Origin of the sequence: Bradyrhizobium sp. UFLA03-84 (assembly GCF_002289535.1) — a bacterium.
Taxonomy (GTDB): domain Bacteria; phylum Pseudomonadota; class Alphaproteobacteria; order Rhizobiales; family Xanthobacteraceae; genus Bradyrhizobium; species Bradyrhizobium viridifuturi.
Map to the genome: position 1 here is coordinate 128230 of NZ_NSJY01000018.1, position 24465 is coordinate 152694.

Annotated in this window: 24 protein-coding genes; 12 read left to right on the forward strand and 12 right to left on the reverse strand. The window is 65.0% G+C overall.

Going from position 1 to position 24465, the window contains the following annotated elements; all coding sequences use genetic code 11:
- Positions 1-110: 110 nt before the first annotated feature.
- Genes CK489_RS37310 through CK489_RS37320 form a run of 3 tightly spaced genes read right to left on the reverse strand, consistent with a single transcriptional unit; the run spans position 111 to position 4002 of the window.
- Positions 111-1094 carry an NAD(P)-dependent oxidoreductase gene (locus tag CK489_RS37310; protein ID WP_095735836.1) on the reverse strand — a complete coding sequence of 328 codons (984 nt, stop codon included), beginning with the start codon at positions 1092-1094 and terminating at the stop codon, positions 111-113.
- A gap of 10 nt (positions 1095-1104) precedes the next feature.
- The gene (locus CK489_RS37315) at positions 1105-2961 is read right to left on the reverse strand and encodes a TRAP transporter large permease (RefSeq protein ID WP_095735837.1); all 1857 of its coding nucleotides are present in this window, start codon (positions 2959-2961) and stop codon (positions 1105-1107) included.
- A 9-nt stretch (positions 2962-2970) separates the two neighbouring features.
- Entirely contained in the window at positions 2971-4002 is a 1032-nt protein-coding gene (locus CK489_RS37320) for a TRAP transporter substrate-binding protein (protein WP_050628390.1), read from the reverse strand.
- Positions 4003-4154: 152 nt separating this feature from the next.
- Between CK489_RS37320 and CK489_RS37325 the strand changes: the two genes are divergently transcribed.
- Positions 4155-4901: a FadR/GntR family transcriptional regulator gene (locus CK489_RS37325; protein ID WP_244486128.1), complete on the forward strand. Its 747-nt coding sequence runs from the start codon at positions 4155-4157 to the stop codon at positions 4899-4901.
- 192 nt (positions 4902-5093) lie between these two features.
- On the opposite strand, the gene CK489_RS37330 is transcribed toward CK489_RS37325, so the two are convergent.
- A complete protein-coding gene (locus CK489_RS37330) occupies positions 5094-5378 on the reverse strand; it encodes a hypothetical protein (protein ID WP_128089533.1) in 285 nt (94 codons plus the stop codon).
- 221 nt (positions 5379-5599) lie between these two features.
- Here CK489_RS37330 and CK489_RS37335 point away from each other — a divergent pair, with 221 nt between their 5' ends.
- Positions 5600-6331, forward strand: coding sequence for a cytochrome c biogenesis CcdA family protein (locus tag CK489_RS37335; protein WP_094193945.1), 732 nt, complete (start codon positions 5600-5602; stop codon positions 6329-6331).
- 92 nt (positions 6332-6423) lie between these two features.
- Positions 6424-8121, forward strand: coding sequence for a SulP family inorganic anion transporter (locus CK489_RS37340; RefSeq protein WP_095735838.1), 1698 nt, complete (start codon positions 6424-6426; stop codon positions 8119-8121).
- A gap of 243 nt (positions 8122-8364) precedes the next feature.
- Here CK489_RS37340 and CK489_RS37345 read toward each other — a convergent pair whose 3' ends face one another.
- Together CK489_RS37345 and CK489_RS37350 are read right to left on the reverse strand one after the other, a co-directional pair.
- Positions 8365-8757: a hypothetical protein gene (locus CK489_RS37345; RefSeq protein WP_095735839.1), complete on the reverse strand. Its 393-nt coding sequence runs from the start codon at positions 8755-8757 to the stop codon at positions 8365-8367.
- Between the two features lie 31 nt (positions 8758-8788).
- Entirely contained in the window at positions 8789-10213 is a 1425-nt protein-coding gene (locus tag CK489_RS37350; RefSeq protein WP_095735840.1) for an FAD-binding oxidoreductase, read from the reverse strand.
- 160 nt (positions 10214-10373) lie between these two features.
- Here CK489_RS37350 and CK489_RS37355 point away from each other — a divergent pair, with 160 nt between their 5' ends.
- Positions 10374-10862 (forward strand): thioesterase family protein, encoded by a 489-nt coding sequence (locus tag CK489_RS37355; protein WP_095735841.1) that lies wholly within the window; start codon positions 10374-10376, stop codon positions 10860-10862.
- An 11-nt stretch (positions 10863-10873) separates the two neighbouring features.
- On the opposite strand, the gene CK489_RS37360 is transcribed toward CK489_RS37355, so the two are convergent.
- Positions 10874-11047 (reverse strand): DUF1328 domain-containing protein, encoded by a 174-nt coding sequence (locus tag CK489_RS37360; protein ID WP_021077209.1) that lies wholly within the window; start codon positions 11045-11047, stop codon positions 10874-10876.
- A 281-nt stretch (positions 11048-11328) separates the two neighbouring features.
- Here CK489_RS37360 and CK489_RS37365 point away from each other — a divergent pair, with 281 nt between their 5' ends.
- The 5 genes from CK489_RS37365 (at position 11329) to CK489_RS37385 (ending at position 16844) form a co-directional block, all read left to right on the forward strand.
- Positions 11329-13848, forward strand: coding sequence for an ATP-dependent helicase (locus tag CK489_RS37365; RefSeq protein ID WP_095735842.1), 2520 nt, complete (start codon positions 11329-11331; stop codon positions 13846-13848).
- A 65-nt stretch (positions 13849-13913) separates the two neighbouring features.
- Positions 13914-14327: a hypothetical protein gene (locus CK489_RS37370; RefSeq protein WP_050628381.1), complete on the forward strand. Its 414-nt coding sequence runs from the start codon at positions 13914-13916 to the stop codon at positions 14325-14327.
- A complete protein-coding gene (locus CK489_RS37375) occupies positions 14324-15007 on the forward strand; it encodes an OmpA family protein (protein ID WP_050628380.1) in 684 nt (227 codons plus the stop codon). Before CK489_RS37370 ends, CK489_RS37375 begins: the two co-directional genes overlap by 4 nt.
- Positions 15008-15162: 155 nt before the next feature.
- Positions 15163-16086 (forward strand): ABC transporter ATP-binding protein, encoded by a 924-nt coding sequence (locus CK489_RS37380; protein ID WP_050628379.1) that lies wholly within the window; start codon positions 15163-15165, stop codon positions 16084-16086.
- Positions 16083-16844 (forward strand): ABC transporter permease, encoded by a 762-nt coding sequence (locus CK489_RS37385; RefSeq protein ID WP_050628378.1) that lies wholly within the window; start codon positions 16083-16085, stop codon positions 16842-16844. Before CK489_RS37380 ends, CK489_RS37385 begins: the two co-directional genes overlap by 4 nt.
- A gap of 60 nt (positions 16845-16904) precedes the next feature.
- On the opposite strand, the gene CK489_RS37390 is transcribed toward CK489_RS37385, so the two are convergent.
- On the reverse strand, positions 16905-17234 hold the full coding sequence (locus CK489_RS37390; RefSeq protein WP_050628377.1) for a hypothetical protein: 330 nt from the start codon (positions 17232-17234) through the stop codon (positions 16905-16907).
- A gap of 286 nt (positions 17235-17520) precedes the next feature.
- Between CK489_RS37390 and CK489_RS37395 the strand changes: the two genes are divergently transcribed.
- Positions 17521-18312 (forward strand): L,D-transpeptidase, encoded by a 792-nt coding sequence (locus CK489_RS37395; protein ID WP_050628376.1) that lies wholly within the window; start codon positions 17521-17523, stop codon positions 18310-18312.
- 257 nt (positions 18313-18569) lie between these two features.
- Positions 18570-19415: an alpha/beta hydrolase gene (locus CK489_RS37400; RefSeq protein ID WP_244486127.1), complete on the forward strand. Its 846-nt coding sequence runs from the start codon at positions 18570-18572 to the stop codon at positions 19413-19415.
- Between the two features lie 48 nt (positions 19416-19463).
- Here the strand turns inward: CK489_RS37400 and CK489_RS37405 are convergent, their stop codons facing one another.
- Complete coding sequence (locus CK489_RS37405) at positions 19464-20021, reverse strand: DUF308 domain-containing protein (protein ID WP_095735843.1); 558 nt, start codon at positions 20019-20021, stop codon at positions 19464-19466.
- Between the two features lie 137 nt (positions 20022-20158).
- On the opposite strand from CK489_RS37405, the gene CK489_RS37410 reads away from it, so the two are divergent.
- Positions 20159-20746, forward strand: a complete 588-nt coding sequence (locus tag CK489_RS37410; RefSeq protein WP_095735844.1) for a TetR/AcrR family transcriptional regulator — start codon at positions 20159-20161, stop codon at positions 20744-20746.
- 212 nt (positions 20747-20958) lie between these two features.
- On the opposite strand, the gene CK489_RS37415 is transcribed toward CK489_RS37410, so the two are convergent.
- From CK489_RS37415 to CK489_RS37425, 3 genes are all read right to left on the reverse strand, one after another.
- The gene (locus tag CK489_RS37415) at positions 20959-23223 is read right to left on the reverse strand and encodes a spermidine synthase (protein ID WP_095735845.1); all 2265 of its coding nucleotides are present in this window, start codon (positions 23221-23223) and stop codon (positions 20959-20961) included.
- Positions 23224-23328: 105 nt separating this feature from the next.
- Entirely contained in the window at positions 23329-23724 is a 396-nt protein-coding gene (locus CK489_RS37420; protein WP_245350699.1) for a DUF6915 family protein, read from the reverse strand.
- A gap of 7 nt (positions 23725-23731) precedes the next feature.
- Positions 23732-24445 (reverse strand): hypothetical protein, encoded by a 714-nt coding sequence (locus tag CK489_RS37425; protein ID WP_095735846.1) that lies wholly within the window; start codon positions 24443-24445, stop codon positions 23732-23734.
- Between the last annotated feature and the right edge of the window lie 20 nt (positions 24446-24465).

Sequence of the window (24465 nt, forward strand, 5' to 3'; positions counted from 1 at the left end):
GTTGATTGATTGTCCGCGCGCTCATGGCCGCGGTTATCGCAAGCCCAAGTTTGGGCTGGATGCGAAGCTCTTGTCCAGCCCCGCGGACGGCATTGCGCCTTGTTGAACTTTCATAGCCGCGGCCGCCGCGTCCAGTGCTCGGCATTGACGGCGCCGACGGGCACCTCGCCCGCGACGATCTTCGCCACCTGGCGCACGGTCTCCGACGACTGATGCTCGATCGCCTGTGGCGTCAGGCCGCCGACATGCGGCGTTGCGATCACATTGCGCAGCCTCGCGAGTTCCGGCGTCGGCATCTGGTCGGACGCGCGGCCGACATCCAATGCGGCGCCGGCGATGCCGCCGGCGCGCAGCGCAGCCGCCAGCGCCGCCTCGTCGACGAGATTGCCGCGCGAGAGGTTGATGAAGAATGCGTGTTTCTGCATCCGTGCCAACGCGGCCTGCCCGATCAGGTTCTCGGTCTGCGCGTTGGCGATCGCGAGGCAGACGACATAGTCGGCACGCGCCAGCAGTTCGTCGAGCGGCAGATGCGCGATCGCGGGGTCATCTGACGTCGCGAAGGGATCGGCGACCAGCACGTTCATGCCGAGCAGCTTGGCGATCCCGGCGAGATAACGCCCGATGCTGCCATAGCCGATGATGCCGACCGTGCTGCCCGCAAGCTGGCGGCCCATCATGACCTCAGGCGCCCTGCCCGCGTGATAGTCCGCAGTGGCCCGCGAGACGCCGCGCGACAGATCGACCATGAAGCCAAGCGCGAGCTCGGCGACCGACTGAATGAAGCCGGCGCTCGCCTGTGTCACCAGCACGCCGGCCGCGGACGCCGCGGCCACGTCGATGTTGCGGATATCGACCGCACAGCGCACGAAGGCGCGCAGCTTTGGCAGCTGCGAGAAGATCTCGCCGGGTCCCTGGGTCATGCGATCGGTGACGATGATGTCGACATCGGCCGCAGCCTCGACCAATGCCGCCGCGTCGAGCGCCTCGTCCCCGTCGTGCAGCCTGACGTTGGCAATCGCGCGCAAGGCACTCAGGCTGCGCTCGCCGTAATAGTCGCGGCGCATCTGCGGGGTATGGGCGAGAAGCACCTTCACGATCGTCTCCCTAATAGCCCAACGCATGCGGCAGCGCCGTGCTGATGACAGGCACGAACGCGATCACCAGCAGGCACAGCAACAGCAGGCCGAGATAGCCCGCGATCGGCTTGATGGTTTGCTCGATCGGTACGTTGCCGATCAGGCAGGCGCCGTAGAGCCCAAGACCAAGCGGCGGCGCAAACAGCCCGAGCCCCATCGCAATGACCAGCACGACGCCGAAATGCAAGGGATCGATGCCGAGCTTGACCGCGACCGGCAGCAGCAGCGGCCCGAAGATGATCAGCGCCGCGGCGCCCTCGAGCACCGAGCCCATCACCACCAGCACAAGGATCGACAGCAGCATGAACAGCCACACGCCATGGCTGCCCGAGATCGCCAGCATGAGATCGCCGACCGCGTGCGGCACCTGCTGCAGCGTCAGGATGAACGCGAGCGACTGCGCGGCCGCAACGATGAACAGGACCAGCCCCGAGCGGACAGCCGATTGCACGAAGCAGTGCGCGAGGCTCCTCGCGCCGAGTTCGCGGAACAGGAGGCTGCCGACCGCAATCGCGTACACCGCGGCAAAGGCCGAGATCTCGGTCGCCGTGGCGAAGCCGCTCTTGAAGCCGAAGAAGATCATGAAGATCAGCCCGAACGAGGCGATCGCGCCGGTCCATAAGCCGGAGACCGCGGCGCGCGGCTCGGCTTCGGCGCCTGCCTCCGGGCGCTTGCCGAAGATGATCGACACCGCGATCAGCGCCAGCGCCATCAGCGCGGCCGGCAGCATGCCGGCGACGAACAGGCCGCCGATCGACAGATTGGCGACGAAGCCGAGAATGATCAGGTTGATGCAGGGCGGAATGGTTTCAGCCATCACCGCGGAGGCCGCGAGCAGCGCCACGGCGCCGCCCGGATTCTGCCGCGAGCGGCGCGCCGCCGGAATAAGCACCGAGCCGACCGCGGCGACATCGGCCATCTTGGAGCCGGAGATGCCGGAGAACAGCACCATCGACATCACCATCACGACGTTAAGCCCGCCGCGCATCCGTCCGACCGCGCGCTGCAGCAGTTCGATCAGCCGCACCGACATGCCGTTGGCTTCCATCAGATAGCCGACCAGGATGAAGAACGGGATCGCCAGCAGCACGAAATTGTCGATGCCGCGCGCCATCTGCTGGGCGAAGATCACACCGGGCAGCGTGCCTTCGACCCAGATGAAGATCAGCGCCGCGAGCGCCAGCGCAAAGCCGATCGGCAGTCCGCCGAACAGGGTGAGGAAGAAGCCGATCAGCATCAGCGTCTGTGACGACGGCACCGATGACGGCGCAAACGCATCCCAGGCCAGATAGAGCCCGACGATCACGGCGGTGGCGACGATCCCGGCCAGCATGTCGCGCAACGGCCGGCCGCAGAACGTCTCGACGGCGAAGATCGTCATGAACGCGGCACCGACGCCCATCGGATAGAACGTCCACTCCAGCGGCAGTCCGGAGCCCGACGTTTGCCCGGTGGTCAGCCAGCCCATCTTGATGGCGTTGAATGCGACATAGGCGGCAATGACGGTGACGAGCAGCGCACCGACCGCGTCGACGACCCGCCGCACGCCTGGAGGCAGCATGTTGACGAAGAAGGCGACGCCGAGATTCTCGCTGCGCGCCAGCGCACTGGCCGCGCCGAAGAAACTCGACCCGACCATCAGGCCGCGGGCGACGTCGTCGGACCATTCGACCGGTGCGTTGAACAGGAAGCGGGCCAGCACCGAGACGCAGACCACCAGGAGATCGGCGGCGAGCAGGATCGCGGCGATCGCGTCGCTGATGGCGAGCAGCGGCGCCGTGATCCGATCCATGCTGCTTCTCGTCGCAATCGCGGCGATCGACATGCGTCGACCTCAGGCCTGGGTGGCGCGGATCAGATCGACGACGGCCTTCGCCTCGGGCCGCGCCTTGATGAAATTGTCGGTCTGCGGCAGCACGCGCTTGCGGAACGCCTCCTTGTCGCATTCGACCACCGTGACGCCCTTCTCCACCAGGCTCGCCAACGCCTCCTTCTCCACCGCGAGCCCGTGCACGCGGGTGTCGGCCGCGGCCGACTTTGCGGCATCAAGGAAACCTTCGCGCAGCTTGGGGGCCATGCGGTTGAAGGTGGTGTCGCTGAAATAGACCGCGAGCGGCGAGAAGATGTGCTGGGTCAGCGCGTAATGTTTCGCGGTTTCGTAGAATTTGCTGGCCAGGATGGTCGGCGGATCGTGCTCCAGGCCATCGAGCACGCCGGCCTGCAGTGCGGTGTAGATCTCGCCGAACGCCAGCGGCGTCGCGGCGGCCCCCATCAACCGCAGGCATTCGGTGATGATCGGGTTTGGCAGCGTGCGGATCTTCAGGCCGGCGAGATCCTCCGGCGTCTTCACCGGCTTCTTCGCCAGCACGCTGCGTGCGCCGAAATTGTAGGCCCAGGCGATGATGTGGATGCCGGCGCCCTTGAGCAACGCATCCTCGATCGGCTTCGCCGCACCGGCATCGAACGCCTTGGTCTGCTGCTGATAGCTGGTGAAGAGGTAACCGAGGTCGAACGTGCCGACCAGCGGCACCAGGTTCGCCGAGATCGACGAGCCCGAGACCATCAGGTCGATCACCCCGAGCTTCACCGAGTTGATGACGTCGATCTCCTGGCCGAGCTGGTTGTCGGGGAAGAAGGTGACCTCGATCTGCTCGCCGAGCCCGTTCGCCTTCAGGCTCTTGACGAGGTTGTCGTAATAGACGCGGCCGTTGGCGTATTTGGGGTCGTTCGGAAGCGACGACGAGCACCGCATCTTCATCGTCGCGGCCTCGGCGCGGCCGATGATGGCGGGCGCGGCGGCGAGCCACGCTGCGGCAGCGGCCGATGACCGCAACAAAATACGGCGGCTCACGCGCATCGACGTCATGATGGTGCTCCTCCCCAGGAACGGATCGTTATCGGCTGCCCGCCGGTTGGCCCGAGCTTGGCAGCACTTTTGTCATAATGTATGACAAAAGCAGTACGGTTGCGCAAGAGCGCGGCGCGGCGGCGCAAGGTTCAACCGCAGCGAGGCTTTCGATGTTCCAGACATCCAACGCGTTGCGTCGGAGCGTGCACAGTCAGGTCACCGACCGGGTCGGCAGCAGCATCGTGCGCGGTGAGATCGGCGTCGGCGAGGCGCTCCCCCCGGAGATGCGGATCTGCGAGATGATGGACGTCAGCCGCACGGTGGTGCGCGAGGCGATCCGCACCCTCACCGGCAAGGGCCTGATCGAGTCGCGGCCCAAGAGCGGCACACGAGTGCGGCCGCCCGAGCAATGGAATCAGCTCGATCCCGACGTGCTGCGCTGGCACCTCGAGACCGCGGAGATCGATCGCTATCTGGCAAAACTGTTCCAGCTACGCTCCGCGGTTGAACCGGCCGCCGCGGCGCTTGCAGCCAGCCATGCCCACGAAGACGACTTCGCGCGGATCCGCGCCGGATGCGACGGGATGGACGCGGCGCAAACCAACGAGGCGTTCGTCGCTGCCGACATCAAGTTCCACCAGGCAATCTATTTCGCGACCCGCAACGAGTTTTTCTGGCCGATCGCCCAGATGTTCGAAATCACGCTGCGCCAGAGCTTCACGATTGCGGCAACCGGCTCGCACCGTCCACGCGCGCTGATCGAGCATCGCGCGGTGCTCGACGCGATCGTGGCCGGCGACGCGGAGGCGGCGCGCGCGGCCACTGTGGTGCTGCTCGCGCATTCCGCCGACGATCTGGTGCGAATTCGCGGCCGGGAGTTCGAGACGCCGTCGGCGCGGGGTCCGCGCAAGCGGTAGTGGTATGAGACTGGGGACACCGCTCTCACCCACGTCGTCCCTGCGAAAGCAGGGACCCATAACCACAGGGTTGCGTTGTTGAGGCGCGCCGCGCAAAACACAATGACCATCGGTGGCTATGGGTCCCTGCTTTCGCAGGGACGACACCGAGTGTGTTGCACGAGCTATGACTAAGACGTCCGCATTCTCGCGTTACGACCCGCCCTCGGAGAACTTCCTGCCGACCAGGACGTACGCGCCCTCGGCCTCGATCCACTCGTCGTGCAATTCGCCTTCGGCGACCGAAAATATCTGCCCGGAACGATAGACGACGGGTTCACCGGTTTGCCTGACGACAAAAGTTCCGGAGATCACCAGGCCGCGGATCTCGAAATGATGCCGGTGCCGTCCCTTGCCGGGGCGAGGATCGAGCTTCTGAAACTCGATTTCCTGGAAACCGTCGGCCTTCAATTGCCTTTCGAAATCGTGCTCGTTCATGCCGCTCTCCCGTGGATCGGCCGCGCAATCGGCGAACGATAGCGCCATTTTCCGCGAGCTGGCAAACCTGGCCGCATTTCGCGCGCGGCGCCGTCGTGCCGTTCCTGGCAGCGCGCCGGACACGGGCCTGTGACCATAGTTGAAGGCCTTAGCGACGAAACTTCTGGATTGTTGGCTGCGTAGACGCCAAGACAGAACGGTTATTCCGCGAAGGTCCTTTGATGCACGACGTCTCGATCCCGGCAGCCCTGATCGCCGGCCTAGTCAGCTTCCTGTCGCCCTGCGTGCTGCCGCTGGTGCCGCCCTATCTGATCTATTTGACCGGCGCGACCATCGAGCAGGTCAACCAGGACGGCGACACCGCCGCCTCCAAGCGCGCGGTCATGATGGCGGCGCTGATGTTCGTGCTCGGCTTCTCCACCGTGTTCGTCGCACTCGGCGCCAGCGCGTCCATCGTCGGCGGGTTGGTGCGCGCGTGGTCGGCCGAGCTCTCGATCCTGGCCGGCATCGTCATCATCATCATGGGCCTGCATTTCCTCGGCGTCACGCGGATCGGCCTGCTGATGCGCGAGGGGCGGCTGACCGCGCCCAAGCCGGTCGGGTTGTGGGGCGCCTATGTCATGGGCCTTGCGTTCGCTTTCGGCTGGACGCCGTGCATCGGACCGATCCTCGCGGCGATCCTCTCGATCGCAGCTTCCCAGGCCACGGTGACCAAAGGCGCCGGCTTACTCGCAGTCTATTCCGCCGGGCTCGGCATCCCGTTCCTGCTCGCAGCCTTCCTGGTCGAGCAGTTCTCTTCGCTGTTCGCACGGATGAAGCGTCATCTCGACACCGTCGAGCGCGTGATGGGCGTGCTGATGGTGGTCACCGGCATCGGCTTCCTGACCGGCGCGGTCTCCAGCGTCAGCGTCTGGCTGCTGGAGACCTTCCCGGCGCTGCAGAATATCGGCTAGCCCTTCGCGCCTGCACGCGCGCGTTCGCTGGCTTTTGGCCACGCGATGGCGGACTATTGCCGCTCCTTCGCCGCCAGCTGAGTCGGAGACCGATGGCCCCAACCCCTGCGACGTCAGCCAACTGGCCGATCTTCCGTTCACTCAGGGCGTTCCGGCCGAGCGACCTGCCGGGTGATCTGATCGCCGGGCTGACGCTCGCCGCGATCGCAATCCCGGAACAGATGGCGACCGCGCGGCTCGGCGGCTTCTCGCCGCAGATCGGCTTCTTCGCCTTCATGGCCGGCTCGCTCGGCTTTGCGGTGTTCGGCGCCAACCGCTTCCTGTCCTGCGGCGCCGATTCCACGATCACGCCGATCTTCGCCGGCGGGCTGGCGCTGATGGCGACGGCAGGCTCGCCGGACTATCAGGCGTTCGCGATGGCGCTGGCGCTGATGGTCGGCGCGATCATGATCGCCGGTGGCCTGTTCAAGCTCGGCTGGATCGCCAATCTGCTCTCGACGCCGGTCACGGTCGGCTTCCTCGCCGGCATCTCCGTGCACATCCTTGTCTCGCAGCTGCCGGGTGTGCTCGGCCTGACCACACCGGACGGGCCGACGCTCTACAAGCTCGGCGTTCTCGTCGACAAGATCGACCAGACCAACGTCTATACGCTGGTGATCGGCCTCGGCGTGCTGGCCCTCGTCGCCGGATCGGAGAAGATCAGCGCGCGGATTCCGGGCGCGCTGATCGGACTCGTCGTCGCCACCATCGCCGTGATCGCCGGCCATCTCGAGAGCAAGGGCGTCAAGGTGGTCGGCACCGTGCCGGCCACGCTGCCCAAGCCGGCATTCCCGGACATCGCGCCGGAGCGATGGATCAAGCTGATGTCGCTCGCGATCCTGATCGCCGTCGTCGTGATGGTGCAGACCGCCGCGACGACGCGCTCGTTCCTGTCAGATCCGGACAAGCCGGCCGACGTCGATCGCGACTTCCTCGGCGCCGGCGCCGGCAGTGTTCTGTCGGGGCTGTTCGGCGCCTTCCCCGTCAACGCCAGTCCGCCGCGCACAGGCATCGTCTCGGAGACCGGCGGACGCACACAGGTCGCGGGGCTGTTTGCCGCCGCCATCGTGCTCGCGCTGCTGGCGTTCGGCGCGACTTTGCTGCAGCACGTGCCTGACGCTGCGCTCGGCGGCGTCCTGTTGTTCGTGGCGCTGCGCATCATCCGCGTCAAGCAGATCGTCACGATCTTCCGCCAGTCGTTCTATGAATTCCTGCTGGTGGTGGCGACGGCAGCCGCGATCATCGTGTTGCCGATCGAGCAAGGTGTTGCCGTCGGCATCGCGCTGTCGCTACTGCACGGCATCTGGACCACGACGCGCGGCCAGCTGGTCGAATTCGTCCACGTCCCCGGCACCACGATCTGGTGGCCGACGGGCCCGCACGTGACCGGCGAGCGCAAGCCGGGCATTGCCGTCGTCGGCCTGCAGGCACCGCTGTCGTTCCTCAACGCAGAAGGCTTCCACGGCAGCGTGCTCAAGACCGTCGGCGCCGCGACGCCCAAGCCGCGGCTGCTGGTGATCGAGGCCAGCGGCATGATCGAGATCGATTTCACCGCGGCTCAGGCGCTACGCGACCTGTTCCGCGAATGCCGCGATGACGGCCTGACGGTGGCCGTGGCGCGGCTGGAATCCACCCGCGCGCAGGACGCATTCGAGCGCTTCAACCTTTACGATGTCCTCAGCCGGGACCACGTCTTTCATAGCGTCGATGAGGCGGTGCGCGCGCTGGGCGGAGACCAGGGATCGGCTTGATTGCCGCTGAGAGCGGCCATGACGACGCGGGAACCACGCAACTGCCATATGCACCGCGGGGCGGGCGTGCACCCGGGTGATTTCGGAATACTGGAAGAATATCCGTGAGTTGCCCGACGCGTCGAGCGGCCTGGTCGAACGCCGGCCCACGGCCGGCTGCTTTGCATGGGGTTGTTTTCGATATTTTGGCAGCGCGTTGCGAAACCGATCGAGCCTGATTTCAAGCAGCTCGGGTCAAGCGGCTCAAGCCTGCTCGCCATCCAGCGACGGATGCTCGATCAAGACCTCGGCCTTGATCGAGCCGGCGTGGATGGCACGAAACAGCGCCCGCCCCGTCTTGATGTTGTTGGCCTTCATGCACAGACCAATGATCTCGCGCACCGCGGAATCGCGCACCAGCTCGTCGGAGATCTTCATCGCGGTCTCCATCGCGGCCTTGGCGGCGCGCTCGTAGCGATCGCGTTCGACCTGCTGGTTCTTCGGCGAACGCTTGGCGGGCGAACCGACCGCCTCGGCGCAGCCGGCGGCGTCGCGGCAGATCTCACGGATCCTGTGCGCAGCTTCGATGTCGCCGAGCGGCTGCTCGAGCGGATCGTCCCAGATATCCTTTCGCCTGGTCTTGTTGAACAACCACATCGCAATGTCCGTGGCAGGAATATCCGACTGGTTAGACGGCAGGAACGATCTTTCCGGGATTGAAAATGTTCTGCGGATCGAGCGCCTGCTTCAGCGCCCGCATCGCATCGAGCGCCTCGGGGCCGAGCTCGGCCATCAAATATTTCTGCTTGCCCTGGCCGATGCCATGCTCGCCGGTGCAAGTGCCGTCCATTGATTGCGCACGCTCGACCAGCCGGTGCATGAACTCCTCGCCGCGCGCCATCTCGTCCTTGTCGTTGACGTCGCAGAGCAGCGAGCAGTGGAAATTGCCGTCGCCGACATGGCCGACGATCGGCGACAGCAGATTGAGCCGTTTCAGATCCTCTTCGGTCTCGGTGACACAGTCGGCCAGCCGCGAGATCGGCACGCAGACGTCGGTGGCGACGACGCCGATGCTGTCGCCGGGGCGCAGCGCCTTGACCGACCAGTAGGCGTCATGCCGGGCCTGCCACAGCTTGGTGCGGTCCTCCGGCTTGGTGGTCCAGGTGAAGTCGCCGCCGCCGCATTCAGCGGCGATGTCGCGGAAATTCTTCGACTGCTCGGCGACCTCGACCTCGCTGCCGTGGAATTCGAGCAGCAGCAGCGGCGTCTCGGGCAGCGACAGCTTGGAATAACTGTTGCAGGCCTTCACCTGCGCGGCGTTGAGCAACTCGATCCGGGCGACCGGGATGCCGGTCTGGATCGCGAGGATCGTCGCCTGGCAGGCGCCGCGCACGGTCTCGAACGAACAGGCGGCGGCGGCGATCGTGTCGGGAATGCCGCGCAGGCGGATGGTCAGTTCCGAGATGATGCCGAGCGTGCCCTCGGCGCCGACGAACAGATGCGTCAAATCGTAGCCGGCCGACGACTTCTTGGCGCGCGTGCCTGTCGTGATGATCTCACCGTCGCCGCGCACCACCTTCAGCGCCAGCACGTTCTCGCGCATGGTGCCGTAACGCACCGCGTTGGTGCCGGAGGCGCGGGTCGAGGTCATGCCGCCGAGCGAGGCATCGGCGCCGGGATCGATCGGGAAGAACAGGCCTTGGTCGCGCAGGTGCTCGTTCAGCGCCTTCCGCGTCACGCCGGGCTGGATCACGCAGTCGAGGTCCTCGGCATGCACCTCCAGCACCTTGTTCATGTCGCGCAGATCGATGCAGACGCCGCCCGCCGGCGCGTTGACCTGGCCCTCCAGCGAGGTTCCGGTGCCGAAGGCGATGACGGGTACGCGGTTTGCGGCACAGATCCGGACCACGTCCTGGATGTCGGCGGTTTCCTGCGCCATCACGACCGCGTCCGGCGGCTGGTTCGGCAGCCATGTGGTGGTATGGGCGTGCTGTTCGCGCACCGCCTGCGACGTGACGAGCCGGTTGCCGAACCGCGCCGCCAGCGCGTCGATCGCGCGCTTCAGGGCCTGCGGTTCAGGTCGCGTCACATTGCTCGAAATCGTTGTCGCCACGTCAATTTTCCTCCCGGCTTTAGCCGACCGTGGCAAAGCTTGTATAAGGGGTCAAGAGAGCCTGACTTGAAAAAGTGGTCGCGGGAGTCACAGAAAAGTTCATGCTCGCACGCCAACGAACCGGGGATGGAAGATGACGTCAGAGACTGCCACGAGCGAGATGCCGCTTCCGTCAGCCCCGTTCAAATCGTCCGTGATGCAGATCGACCCGCAATGGATCGACTATAACGGCCATCTCAACATGGCCTACTACAATGTGATGTTCGACCGCGCCATCGACGAGATGTGGCTGCAGCTCGGCATCGGGCCGGCCTACATGAAGGCGCGGCACTGCTCGACCTTCACGGCCGAATGCCACGTGCGCTACTTGCGGGAAATCCATCTCGGCGATCCCGTGCAGGTTTCGGTCTTCCTGCTCGGCGCCGACGAAAAGCGGCTGCACACGTTCGAGGAGCTGCGCCATGCCACCGAGGGCTGGCTGTCCGCGACCTCGGAAAACCTCACGCTGCACATCGACATGGAGGCGCGCAAGGTGGCGGCATTTCCGCCTGACATCCGCGCCCGCACTCAAGCCATTGTGGACAGCTATGCGGGCGTGCCGCGTCCCGAGGGCATCGGCCGCAACGTGGCGATGCCGTCGAAAAAATAGCCAGCCGTTGGCTAAACCCTCGTGCGGCCGCGCGCCAATCCGACCACCGCCGACACCAGGAACAGGATGATGGCGATGAAGAAGATCGCCTTGGCGATTTCGATCGAGGCGCCGGCGATGCCGCCGAAACCCAAAATGCCCGCGATCAGGGCGATGACCAGGAATGTGACGACCCAGCTCAGCATGATCGAACCTCTGCTCGGTTTCCTCGCGCCGCCTCTCGCCCGGCGCCATAGCTTGAGGAAACAAACCGGCAGCGGAACGCTGGTTCCTGAGCCCGAAACCGCGATATTTTCGCCGATTTCAGGAACCAAGATCACGGCAGACTGCTGCCAAAACCGTTCCCGCCGCGCACGATAAAACCTGTCAAAACGGCCGATCAGGTCCTATATGGCCTTCAATCCCTGTTAAGAAGGCTCCCCTTCACCGTCCCACGGTGCCATCGTGGGGCTGAGACGATTCGCCAATGACCGAGCCGAGCAAATTGCCCCATCACGGCGTTCCCGAGCACCAGCCGGCGGCTGGCGGCATCGCCGCGCGTGCGCGGGCGGCCGCCGGTCCGCAATATCTCAACGGCCTCAACCCCGAACAACGCGAAGCGGTCGAGACGCTCGACGGTCCCGTATTGGTGCTCGCCGGCGCCGGCACCGGCAAGACGCGGGTGTTGACCACGCGCATCGCGCACATCCTGAGCCAGGGCCGTGCACGCCCGCAGGAAATCCTGTCGGTGACCTTCACCAACAAGGCGGCGCGCGAGATGAAGCTGCGGCTCGGCCAGATGCTCGGCCAGGCGGTCGAGGGCATGCCGTGGCTCGGCACCTTCCACTCGATCGGCGGCCGCATCCTGCGCATCCACGCCGAGCTGGTGCAGCTCAAATCCAACTTCACGGTGCTCGACGTCGACGACCAGGTGCGGCTCTTGAAGCAGCTGTTGCAGGCCGAGAACATCGACGACAAGCGCTGGCCGGCGCGGATGCTGGCCGGGCTGATCGACAGCTGGAAGAACCGCGGGCTGTCGCCGTCGCAGGTGCCGGCGGGCGAAGCCGCCTCATTCGGCAACGGCAAGGGCGGCAAGATCTACGCGACCTATCAGGAACGGCTGAAGATCCTCAACGCCGCCGATTTCGGCGACCTGCTGCTCGAGAACATCAGGCTGTTCCGCGAAAATCCTGACGTGCTGCGGCAGTACCAGAGCCGCTTCAAGTTCATCCTGGTCGACGAATATCAGGACACCAACGTCGCGCAATATCTGTGGCTGCGCCTGCTGTCGCAGGCGCCGGCGCGGCAGGGTCTTCCGATCTCGGCGATCATTCCCGGAGCGACCGACGCCGATCCGGCGAAGGAAGACGCCACCGCGCAACCGGCGCTGGCGCCGCCGTCCGCACCGCCGCGAAACATCTGCTGCGTCGGCGACGACGATCAGTCGATCTATGGCTGGCGCGGCGCCGAGGTCGACAACATCCTGCGCTTCGAGCACGATTTCCCCGGCGCCAAGGTGATCCGGCTCGAGCGCAACTACCGCTCCACCGGCCACATCCTGGCCGCGGCCTCGCATCTGATCGCGCACAATGAAGGCCGGCTCGGCAAGACGCTGCGCACCGAGGATGTCGACGGCGAGAAGGTCACCGTCACCGGCTCCTGGGATTCGGAAGAGGAAGCGCGCGCGATCGGCGAGGAACTCGAGGAGCTGCAGCGCGCCGGCGAGAACCTCAATGACGTCGCCATCCTGGTCCGCGCCTCGTTCCAGATGCGCGAGTTCGAGGATCGCTTCGTCACGCTCGGCCTGCCCTACCGCGTGATCGGTGGTCCCCGGTTCTACGAGCGCGCCGAAATCCGCGACGCGCTGGCCTATTTGCGCACCATCAATTCACCGGCCGACGATCTCGCCTTCGAACGTATCGTCAACGTGCCCAAACGGGGACTCGGCGACGCCACCGTGCAGCTGCTGCACGACCACGCCCGCAAGCGCCGGATTCCGCTGTTCGAGGCGGCGCGCGCGGTGGTCGAGACCGACGAGCTGAAGCCGAAGGCGCGCGGCTCGTTGCGCGACCTCGTCATGCAGTTCGACCGCTGGCGCGCCCAGCGCGAAGTGACCTCGCATACCGAGCTTGCCGAGATCGTGCTGGACGAGAGCGGCTACACCGAGATGTGGCAGAAGGACCGCTCGGCCGACGCCGCCGGCCGGCTCGACAACCTCAAGGAACTGATCCGGTCGATGGAGGAATTCGAGAACCTGCAAGGGTTTCTCGAACATATCTCGCTGGTGATGGACCGCGACGGCGAGGCCGGCGACGAAGCGGTGTCGCTGATGACACTGCATTCGGCGAAGGGCCTCGAATTCGACAACGTGTTCCTGCCGGGCTGGGAGGAAGGCCTGTTTCCGAGCCAGCGCACGCTGGACGAGCAGGGCCGCGCCGGGCTCGAGGAAGAGCGCCGCCTCGCCCATGTCGGGCTGACCCGCGCCCGCCGCCGCGCCAAGATCTACTTCGCCACCAACCGCCGCATCCATGGCACCTGGTCGACCACGATTCCCTCGCGCTTCCTCGACGAGCTGCCGGCGCACAATGTCGAGATCACCGAATCGAAGGGCGGGTCGGGCTGGGGCGGCAGCGGCGGCTACGGCGCCTCGCGCTTCGACAACCTCGAATCATTCGGCTCGAGCTATTCGACCCCGGGCTGGCAGCGCGCCCAGGCCAACCGCGGCCGCGGTGGCGGGGGCCGCAGCGGCGGCGGCGGATTCGATGAGCGGCAATCCTCGTTTTCCTCGGAAGGCTTCAGTCGCACCAAGCGCGGTCCCATGGTGATCGAGGGCGAGCTGGTGGCGAAGTCCACCGGCACGACGTCGGAATTTTCGCTGGACGATCGGGTGTTTCACCAGAAATTCGGCTACGGCCATGTGGTGAAGATCGACGGCAACAAGCTGACCATCGCCTTCGAGAAGGCCGGCGAGAAGAAGGTGGTCGACAGCTTTGTGGAGCGGGCGTGACAGAACGGCGCCTTCTCTGTTCGTAGCTCTTGACCCCAGTTGAATTCATGGGTTGAGATGGCCGCATGGTCCGGGGTGGGTTTTTCCTTTTTGTCGTCGCGCTCACTGCGCCGTCGCTGGCGGTCGCGGAGACGATCAGCTTTGGTGATTCCGCAGCGCAGCTCGCCAAGGCCTGCGGCGCCGACATCACCGCCAACTGCCGCGGCGTCAATCTGGACTCCAACCGTCTCAAGGAGTGCCTGTCGCGCAACCGCGACGTGATCTCGCCGACGTGCAAGGAAAGCTACTTCTCCACCCTCGATGCGATCCAGAAGCGGATCGCGGCGCGCGTGACGGTTGCCAATGCCTGCACCCGCGAGATCGTCAAGGTGTGCGGCGGCTCGACCAAGGAGACCAGCAAATCGGTGCCCTGCCTGGTCGCCGCCAAGGGCCTCAGCCGCAATTGCGCACAGGCGATCAATGACGCGGGGTATCAATGATGCGCGCGTCGAGGCGAGGCCTGCGTGATGTTAGCCTGTTGGGCCTGCTCGGCACGCTCGCTTTGCTGGCGACGCCGCCCGCACACGCGCAAACCGCCGTCACGCGCGACGACATCATCGGCAAGCTGAATCACTACCAGACGGACGCCGAGATCGACGTCGCCGCGCTGCGCCAGCAGGCGGCCGAACGATCGAAGTCGCGATCGAAGAACGAGCCCCCGCCGCAGAAGCGGCCGCCGATCGCGCCCGACCTGAACAACCTGCCGGCGTTCAATGCCGATATCCAGTTCGACGTCGACACGCCGATCGTGCTGCCGGATTCCTACCAGACCGTCGGGCGCATCGCCGATGCGCTGACCCACTCCTCGCTGCTGCCGTACACCTTCCTGATCGTCGGTCACATCGAATCGACCGGCCGGCGCGAGAACAACGTGATCCTGAGCCAGCGGCGCGCCGACGCGATCCGCGACATCCTGGTCAACACCTTCAAGATCACGCCGAAGCGCTTGCAGTCGGTCGGGCTCGGCGAGGAACAATTGCTCGACCCCGCCCGTCCCAACGCGCCTGTCAACAACCAGGTGCAGATCATGCTGGTCGGCAAGCTCGCCGACACCGCGCCGCCCGCGCACCCTGCCCCGGCTGCGGCCAAGAAGCCGCCGAAATCAATGAAGAAGCGCTGAGGGCGGCTCTCAGCCACACCGCAGAACGAATTTTCCGCCCTGCCGGGTGATTGCAGAACGGATTATGCGTCCCTATCTGCGGTTGACCCCGCATCTCGCCGCCGCCCGGACCGCAATCCGCGCGCGTGCTCCCTTTCTCACGCTTCCGATCCTCCATGTCGCCGATCATTTCCGTATCCAATCTTTCGAAGACCTATGGCTCCGGCTTCAAGGCGCTGAAGGGCATCAATCTCGATATCGCCAAAGGCGAGATTTTCGCGTTGCTCGGACCGAACGGTGCCGGCAAGACCACGCTGATCAGCATCATCTGCGGCATCGCCAATCCGAGCCAGGGCACGATCAAGATCGGCGGCCACGACATCATCAGGGATTATCGCGCGGCGCGGTCGATGATCGGGCTGGTTCCGCAGGAACTGCACACCGACGCCTTCGAGTCGGTGTGGGCGACCGTCAGCTTCAGCCGCGGCCTGTTCGGCAAGCCGAAGAACCCGGCTCATATCGAGAAGGTGCTGCGCGACCTGTCGCTGTGGGACAAGAAGGACAACAAGATCATCACCCTGTCCGGCGGCATGAAGCGCCGCGTCATGATCGCGAAAGCGCTGTCGCACGAGCCGCAGATCCTGTTCCTCGACGAGCCCACCGCCGGCGTCGACGTCGAGTTGCGCAAGGGCATGTGGGAGGTGGTCCGCACGCTGCAGGCGTCCGGCGTCACCATCATCCTGACCACGCATTACATCGAAGAAGCCGAGGAGATGGCCGACCGCATCGGCGTCATCAACAAGGGCGAGATCATCCTGATCGAGGACAAGGCGACCTTGATGCAGAAGCTCGGCAAGAAGGAGCTGACGCTGCAATTGCAGAACAAGCTCGACGCCATCCCGCCTGCACTCGCCGCCTACAATCTCGAACTGTCCGACGACGGCCACGCAGTGACTTATGACTACGACACCAAGGGCGATCGCACCGGGATCACCAGCCTGCTCAACGATCTGCGCAATGCCGGCATCCGCATCTCCGACCTCGACACCAGGCAGAGCTCCCTCGAAGACATCTTCGTCAGCATCGTGAGGGCGCCATGAACTATCGCGCAATCCGGGCGATCTATCTGTTCGAAATGGCGCGCACCTGGCGCACGTTGCTGCAGAGCATCGTCTCGCCCGTGGTGTCGACCTCGCTGTATTTCGTGGTGTTCGGTGCGGCGATCGGCTCGCGCATCACCGAGGTCGAGGGCGTCAGTTACGGCACCTTCATCGTGCCGGGCCTCGTGATGCTGTCGGTGCTGACGCAGAGCATCTCCAACGCCTCGTTCGGCATCTACTTCCCGAAATTCGCCGGCACGATCTACGAGATCCTGTCGGCGCCGATCTCCTATTTGGAGATCGTGATCGGCTATGTCGGCGCGGCTGCGACCAAGTCGATCATCCTCGGCCTGATCATCTTGGCGACCGCCGGACTGTTCGTACCCCTGCATATCCAGCATCCGGTCTGGATGCTGACCTTCCTGGTGCTGACCGCCGTCACCTTCAGCCTGTTCGGCTTCATCATCGGCATCTGGGCCGACGGCTTCGAGAAGCTGCAGATGATCCCGATGCTGGTGGTGACGCCGCTGACCTTCCTCGGCGGCAGCTTCTACTCGGTGAACATGCTGCCGTCGGGCTGGCGCACCATCACCCTGTTCAACCCGGTGGTCTACCTGATCTCGGGTTTCCGCTGGAGCTTCTACGAGATCGCCGACGTCAGCGTCGGGCTCAGCCTCGGCATGACCGCGGCGTTCCTGATCGCCTGCATGGTGATCGTGGCGTGGATCTTCAGGACCGGATACCGGCTGAAGAACTGACTCGCGAAACCAAGTCATTCCGGCCCGCGCTTTGCCGCGAACCCGGAATGACGATCCCGATCAGTAGCAATGGAAATGGCCGTGGCGGTAATAGCCGCGGCAGCGGTGGCCGCGACGGTAGCCGCGATCCGGGATACCGAACACGCCCTTGACCGCGCCCATCGCGCCGCCCACGCCGGCACCGACAGCTCCGCCGACCACGCCACCTACGGGCCCGCCGATCCGGTTGCCCTCATAGGCACCCTCGTGGGCTCCGCGGACGATGCCCTGGGCATGGCCGGCATGGGGGACAGCGGCCAGTGTCAAAGCGAGGCCAGCGGCCGCAAGCAGGAGCCGCGCGGAGAGGCCGGCTGGGTGGACGGCCGCGGTCTTAACCTTGCTGTTGTTCATCTGAGTTCCTTAAAGTGCGACGCGAATGCGTCGTCGGGGCGGGATTGTGAAACGCCCATGCGGCCAAATGGTTGCGTTGGCGGTTCATCGGGGCTGTTGTCGCGCCCTGCTCGCGAAAAAGTCAGCACGTCGTGACGGGCCCGCCCGGCTTCGGCCTTGTTTGCGCCGCGCGCGGGATTAACGATGCACCGGGTCCGCGACTGGAACCAAATTCGGATTCCGTGCATATTGGTTGCGGGGACGGAGAGCCGCTGCTGCGACAGGCCTGGAGGCCAAGGGTAATAAAATGCGTTCGTTCCTCATTGCGTTCACGTCCGTAATGCTTTTCACCGCCGGCGCCGCGCAGGCCAAGGTCGATATCACCATCGACAAGGACAACCAGCAGATGACCGTCGCGGTCGACGGCGTCGCCCGTTACCACTGGCCGGTATCGAGTGGCATTCCCTCGCGCGAGACGCCGAACGGCACCTTCCGCGCCTTCCGCATGGAAGAGGATCACTACTCCAAGGAATTCGACGACGCGCCGATGCCGCATTCGATCTTCTTCACCAAGATCGGCCACGCGATTCACGGCACCGACTCGGTGAGCCGCCTCGGCACCCCGGCCTCGCATGGTTGCGTGCGGCTGTCGCGCGACAACGCCTCGACGCTCTACGCACTGGTCCAGAAGGAAGGTGTGCTCAACACCACCGTGACGCTGACCGGCTCGGCGCAAGTCGCGCTGGCGCGTAATCCCCGCGGGCGCAACGGCACCGCGGTCGCCCGCCGCGCGCCGCAGCAAGACGAGCAGTATGGCACCGCCGCCGCCGGCGACCCCGTCGTCCTGACCCCGCAGCCGCGTGAATATCCGGCGCAGGCCCGCGTCGACGACGGCTACATCTATCCGGCCGACGGCAGCTCGACCGCGCAGCGCTACCCGGCGCCGCCGTCAAGCCGCCGCGTCTACGACGCACAGGCCTATGGCCAGCAGCAGTATTACGGCAACCAGGGCTACGCGGCGGCGCCGCAAGGCTATTATCAGCCGCGGCCGTACTACCCGCGGCAGCGCGACTTCTACGGCAACAACTATCAGGACTGAGACGGGCGCCTGAGCCCGCCGGCGGCGCCGTGATCGCGCGCCACCGGTCCCGAAGCCTCCTCACCCGCTTGTGACCGTCTTGAACGGCACGCGACGTCGTGCGCCAGGGCCCGTCGTCGCGTCGTCATCTGATTGTAAAATTAGCCCGATATTCGGCGGCAAAAGCGCCCGCCTGGCCTCCGGAGGCCGATTCACGCGGAATGCCCCATGAGAACAGGGCCAGAGCGCGGGTCAGTTAGGCAAGATCAGAGGTCGAAATGAAACGGGGCATCATCGTCCTTTGCCTGTGCGTCGTCACGATGGCCGGCTACTTCACCACGGACAGATGGGCCATCAGCCACACGACCATGACGTTCCACGACGTGATGCGCGACGACCGCAACGTCACCGTCGAGGTGGCGGTCCGCCGCGACCGGCAAATGCAGGCCATGGCCGAGATGATCGAGCTGCCGGTCGCGATCCTGAGCCACGGCAACACGGTCAGGAACACCGAGTACTCGTTCCTCACCAACGTGTTCGCATCGCGCGGCTACCTCGTGGTCAGCATCCAGCACGATCTCGACACTGATGCGCCGATGGTCACCAAGGTCGGCGAGGAATATGTCGGCCGCCGCATGCAATATAATCGCGGTGTCTTCAACATCATGTATGCGATCGACGAGCTCAAGAAGCTTTATCCGAACGCAAACTATCGCGCGCTGACGCTGATCGGTCACTCCAACGGCGGCGACATCTCGATGTTCTTCGCCAAGCAGCATCCCGACCTCGTCAAGAAGGTCGTGACGCTGGACAATCTGCGCGTCCCCTTCATCACCGACAGCAAGATCAAGATCCTGTCGTTCCGTTCCAGGGACCCGGTGTTCAAGGCCGATCCGGGTGTCGTGCCTGACGAGGAGACCTGCGCCAGGCTCGGCATCAAGGTGGTCCGGACCGAATTCCATCACAACGACCTCAGCGACCGCGGCCCTGAGAGCGCGAAGTCGTCGATCCAGGCAGGCGTCGAGCAATTCCTCGACGAGGATGCCGGCGAGACCACACCGACGATGCCGCTGCTCGCCGCTTCGACGCCCGCAGCAGCGGCGACGGCACCGGAGAAGAAATAGCGATCGCGCTGACGTCGACGCGCGCTCGCCGGTGCCGCCAGGCCGCGCCTACGCACGCGCGCTGCGTTGCGCCCTGGCAACGAGCCAGATTGCGGACAGCATGAAATAGAACGCGCCGAAGCCCGCATAGGGAGCGACGTCGAGAATCGTCGGCGCTGCGGTGCCGATCGATCGGCTGATCATGTAGCCGCCGGCGAGCGCCGACTGCGCGCCGCTCAGGATCATCGCCCATTGCGCGCCATAATCGCGCCAGCGCCTGGCGCCGGTGACCAACTGCAGCACGCCCGCAAGGATCGCCCAAACCCCGAACACGGCGAGAACGGCGTAGCTGCTGTGGCCGATCGCCACGATGACGGCGACCGTGGTGATCGCGCTAACCGCGACATTCAAGGTCTGGGATGGATTGGCGATCAGCCCGCCATTGACCCGAGCGTCAGCCAGATTGGCGACGGCGTCCCATGCCGGGTAGATCACGAGTAGAAACGCAGCCGCGCCGGCTTGCCTGCTGAACAGAACGGCAGCGGCAACCCAGGCGATCGAGAAGATAGCGCGCCCAAGATAGTAGGATCGCAGCCAGGCGGACTGGGTCGAAAGGTGGCTTTGCATTGACAGACTCCCTCCATCTTCCTACTAGTAGGTAGCCGGCCAATTCAAGTCAATCTGGCGCCTGGACACGTCTCTGTGTGAGACGAGGAAAGCCTTGATATGTCTTGGTAATTTACCTACTGGAAGGTAGGTCTGACATGAATGCGATGATTTCGACGTCCGAAAAAATTCTCGATGTCGCGCAGTCTCTCATCGTTGCGGGGGGCTACAACGGCTTCAGCTATGCCGATATCTCGGCTGCGATCGGCATCAGGAAGGCGAGCATCCACCATCACTTTCCGACCAAGGCCGAGCTGGTTTCGGCGCTGGTCGATCGCTACAGGCAGCAGACCCAACTGGGCCTGACGGCGCTTCGGGAGCCGTCCGCAAGCCCAGCCGATCAACTGCAGGCTTACGTGAACTTCTGGCAGGCGTGCATTCGAGATGCGACGCTGCCGTTCTGCGTTTGCGCGATGCTTGCCGGCGAGATGCCGATCTTGCCGGAACAGGTCGCATCACGCGTGCGCGCGCATTTCCATCATCTCGCGGCATGGCTCACCTCGGTGCTGCGCGCCGGCGCGGAGCAGCGGCTGCTCCGGCTGGAAAAGCGGCCGGAAGAGGAGGCCCAGATGCTGATGGCATCGGTCCATGGAGCGATGCTCTCCGCGAGGGCGTTCAACGATCCGGGGCTGTTCGCAGCAATCATCACGCCGCAGGTCGCCAAGCTGCTAGTATCGGAAAGCTAGAGACCAATCAAATCTGCAATCTCCGGGGAGCCTTGACATTGTTCCCTACACTCCTCCAAAGCCGACCCGGCCGTTCGAGCGGAACTCCGGTTACGTGACGAGGATACATCCGGTGACGCACGAGGAGAAATTCCCTACCGGCGTGGATTCGCGTTTTCTTCACGCGAACCGGTGTCCACTTCGCTCGAAAACGCTCTAGAGACCGATCGGACTCATTGCTCGCCGTCGCGCAGGCGCCGGTAGACCGCCCCCAGCACGTTGGAATAATCATCGGTCCAGACCCGCTGCTTCTCGTTGGCATCGGTCTCGGTCCAGACATCTGATGATGTGAGCTTGCCGACATCGGCGTCCTCGCGCGCGGAGACTACGACCGAGGTCGAGAAGATATACTCGTTGTCGCGGCCGGAGTCCTCGCTGTAGACCCAGCTCTTCATGTCGTTGGCGTCCGCGATACCGACCACGACGCTGGCAAGTTCGAGATGGCGGTTGGAAACGTGCATCACGACCGCGCCCTGCGGCGCCAGCTTCTCCTTGTAGATCGCCATCGCCTCTTCGGTCGCGAGATGGATCGGGATCGCGTCCGACGAATAGGCATCGACGATGATGAGATCGTAGACACCGTCCGGCTCCTTGGCGAAGGTCAGCCGCGCGTCGCCGATCACAGGCTTCAGGTTCGGTTCGCAGTTCTGGATGTAGGTGAAGTATTTCGGATCGCGCGCGGTGTCGACCATCGACTGGTCGATCTCGAAGAACTTCCAGTCTTCTCCCGGCTCCGACGCGCAGGTCAGCGTGCCCGAGCCGAGACCGATCACCGCCACTTTCAGCGGCGCCCCCTTGCGCTCGCGGATCGCCGTGATCGCCCGCCCGATACCGCCATCCTTGTGATAGTAGCTGATCGGCTCGGGCCGCCCGGTGACCGGCGTGCCGTCGTCATTCTTGAACTTCTCGGCGCCGTGGATCGTGGTGCCGTGCATCAGCACATGATACTGCCCGTTCGGCGTCACCACGATCTTGTGCACGCCGAAGAAGCTGCGCACGGTCTCGACGCGGCCGTCGTCGGACGGATAGGTGCGCAGCACGACCAGAGCGACGACGACGGTTACGAAGATCTTCCAGCGATTGGCGTTCAGCGCGAGCGCGAGCAGCGCCGAGAGCACGCCGACCGCGCCGATCACCCAGACCCGGTGGTCGTCGAACCAGTTGAAGATGTCGCCGTCCGAATAGCTCGGCGCGATCAGCGCCACAGCCAGCACAGCGAGGAACGGCCAGTACCAGGCGCCCCAGCGCGGCAGCCGCTCCGCGCCGCCGGTCGGACGGCACAGTGCCGCCAGCGCCAGCAGGATCGGATATTCGGCGATCCATGAAAAGGTGAACGGCGCGATCAGCCCGGCGAACAGGCCGCCGACCATGCCGCCGAACGACAGCGCGACGTAGAAGCCGGTGAGGTATTTCGCCGCGGGGCGGGTGCGCGCGAGCTCGCCGTGGCAGGCCATCGCGATGATGAAGAAGCAGAGTTGATGGCCGCCGAGCGTCAGCAGCAGGTTCTGCTCGCCGCCGACCGCGAGCAGGATCACGACGCCGGCAATCGCCAGCGGCTGCGCCAGCAACATCCATTTGTGCGGCAACAGCGGCCGCGACTGGAACACCAGCACCCAGGTCAGCAGATACAGCGACAGCGGCAGCACCCACAGCAAGGGAGCCGCCGCGACGTCGGTCGAGATATGCGCCGTCACCGCGATCAGGAGGCCGGACGGCACCGCGGCCAGGAAGATCCAGCGCGCCCGCCGCGGCCAGGACGGCGCCAGCGCTTTGGCATCATCCGCTTGCGAGTCGCGTGCGGCGGCATAGGCCGGTGAACGCAACAGCAGCACGCCGCAGGCGGCGATCAGAGCGATCAGCAGGCCATAGCCGCCGGTCCAGATCAGGTTCTGGGTGCGCAATGTGAACATCGGCTCGAGCAGCACCGGATAGGACAGCAGCGCCAGGAAGCTGCCGATGTTCGACGACGCATAGAGAAAATACGGATCGGGCCCGTTCGGGTGCCCGGTGCGCACGAACCAGGCCTGCAGCAGCGGGTTGTTGGCGGCGAGCGCGAAGAACGGCAGCCCGATCGAGACCGCGAACAGGCCGAGCAGCCAGACCGCATAGCCGGAGGTCGGTGGCTCGCCCCAGCCGCTCCTGATCGCGAGCGGCAAAGTCAGCAGCGCGACGACGAGCAGCACGAGATGCACCGCAACTGGCACGACACGGCGCTTCAGCTTCATCAACAGATGCGCATAAGCATAGCCGCCGAGCAGCAGCGACTGGAAGAACACCATCGCCACCGACCACACCGCCGGCGAGCCGCCGAGCCGCGGCAGCACCATCTTGGTGAACAGCGGCTGCACCGAGAACAGCAACAGGGCGCTGACGAAGATCGCCGCGGTGTAGACAACCAGCACCAGCCGGTTTCGCGAAGCGGACGGCTCAGACGTCATGGATACTCCCGGTCACGATCCGGCAGATCAACACCGGGCACATGCATTGCATTGAATCATAGCGCCACGCAGCGGGCAACACGGGCCCCGGATTGCTTGGGCCGTTCACGTCATCCTGATGTCACCGGCCTCGTGTTCCGCAACCGCGGCCGGTGCGGATGTTTCCATTTGTGGCCGGAACGGCGTCCGGCCCATCCATGGCTGCAGCTCGATGTGCTGCAACCAATCCTTGACCGACGGAATCCAGCCGAGATCGTCCTTGACGTGCTGCTCGCCGACCGTGCGCACCGGCACCTGCTTGCCGGCGCTGTTGGTCAGCGTCGCGCCGAAGATCGCTTCGCACAGGAAGATACCTTCGCTGTGGTGGCGTAGCGCACGGTGACGCACGTCGGCGAGATGCGCCTTGCTCTCGTCGAACCAGTCGTGGATCGCGAGATAGTCCTCGGGCGTTCCGCCGAACAGGCGCGCGGAGCGGACCGCATGATGATAGGGATGCGCCATCGTCTGGCTACCTCGCGATCTCTCTGTTTCGGGTCACCGGATCGGCGCCGGGGTCGTCAACCACGGTGCCAGCATCGAAATCGACCGTGAACGCGCCGTAGAGCACATGTTCGCCAGTGCCGTAGCCGCTACCGAGCAGCATGACCGCAAACTCGGTGCACAGCCAGTCGTGCATGAAGGAGGCGACCTGCTTGTGCTCGCTCATGGCGTCGTACCGGCGCGTCACGCCGCGGGCGATCAGTCGATCGAGCAGCTTGTGCGCGACGAGTTGCTCGACCAGCACCTCGCGATCGATGCGCGTACCGTCGCGAAGCGTGGCACTGTCGAGCCAGGCAAATCCCTCGTCATTGCCACCGTCATAACGGCAGTAGATCTGGCGGACGCCGAGCTCGCCGAGTGCCGGCACTGCCGCCGCGAGCAGACGCTGCCGGACAAAGGCGGCGTGCGCGGCGCGCGCGTCATGCAGGGCTGCGACTGCCGGTGCCCGTTGCGCAGCCGAGGGCTTTCGGCCGCGCAGGCGATTCCACAGGCTCGGCCGCGGAAACGGCACGCTCTCGGGAGCCGGCGGTTCGGGCGGGACGTCCAGCGAAAAACGAACGGGCTCGTGTTGTCCGCCATATTCCGGCGCCGGCAGGTAGACGAACTGGTCGGCGCGCGGCGGCGGCGGATCGGATTCGTCGTCGGGCCACTCGATTTCAGTTTGATCAAAGACAAACGGCATTGGCACTCCACTGCTCGGCG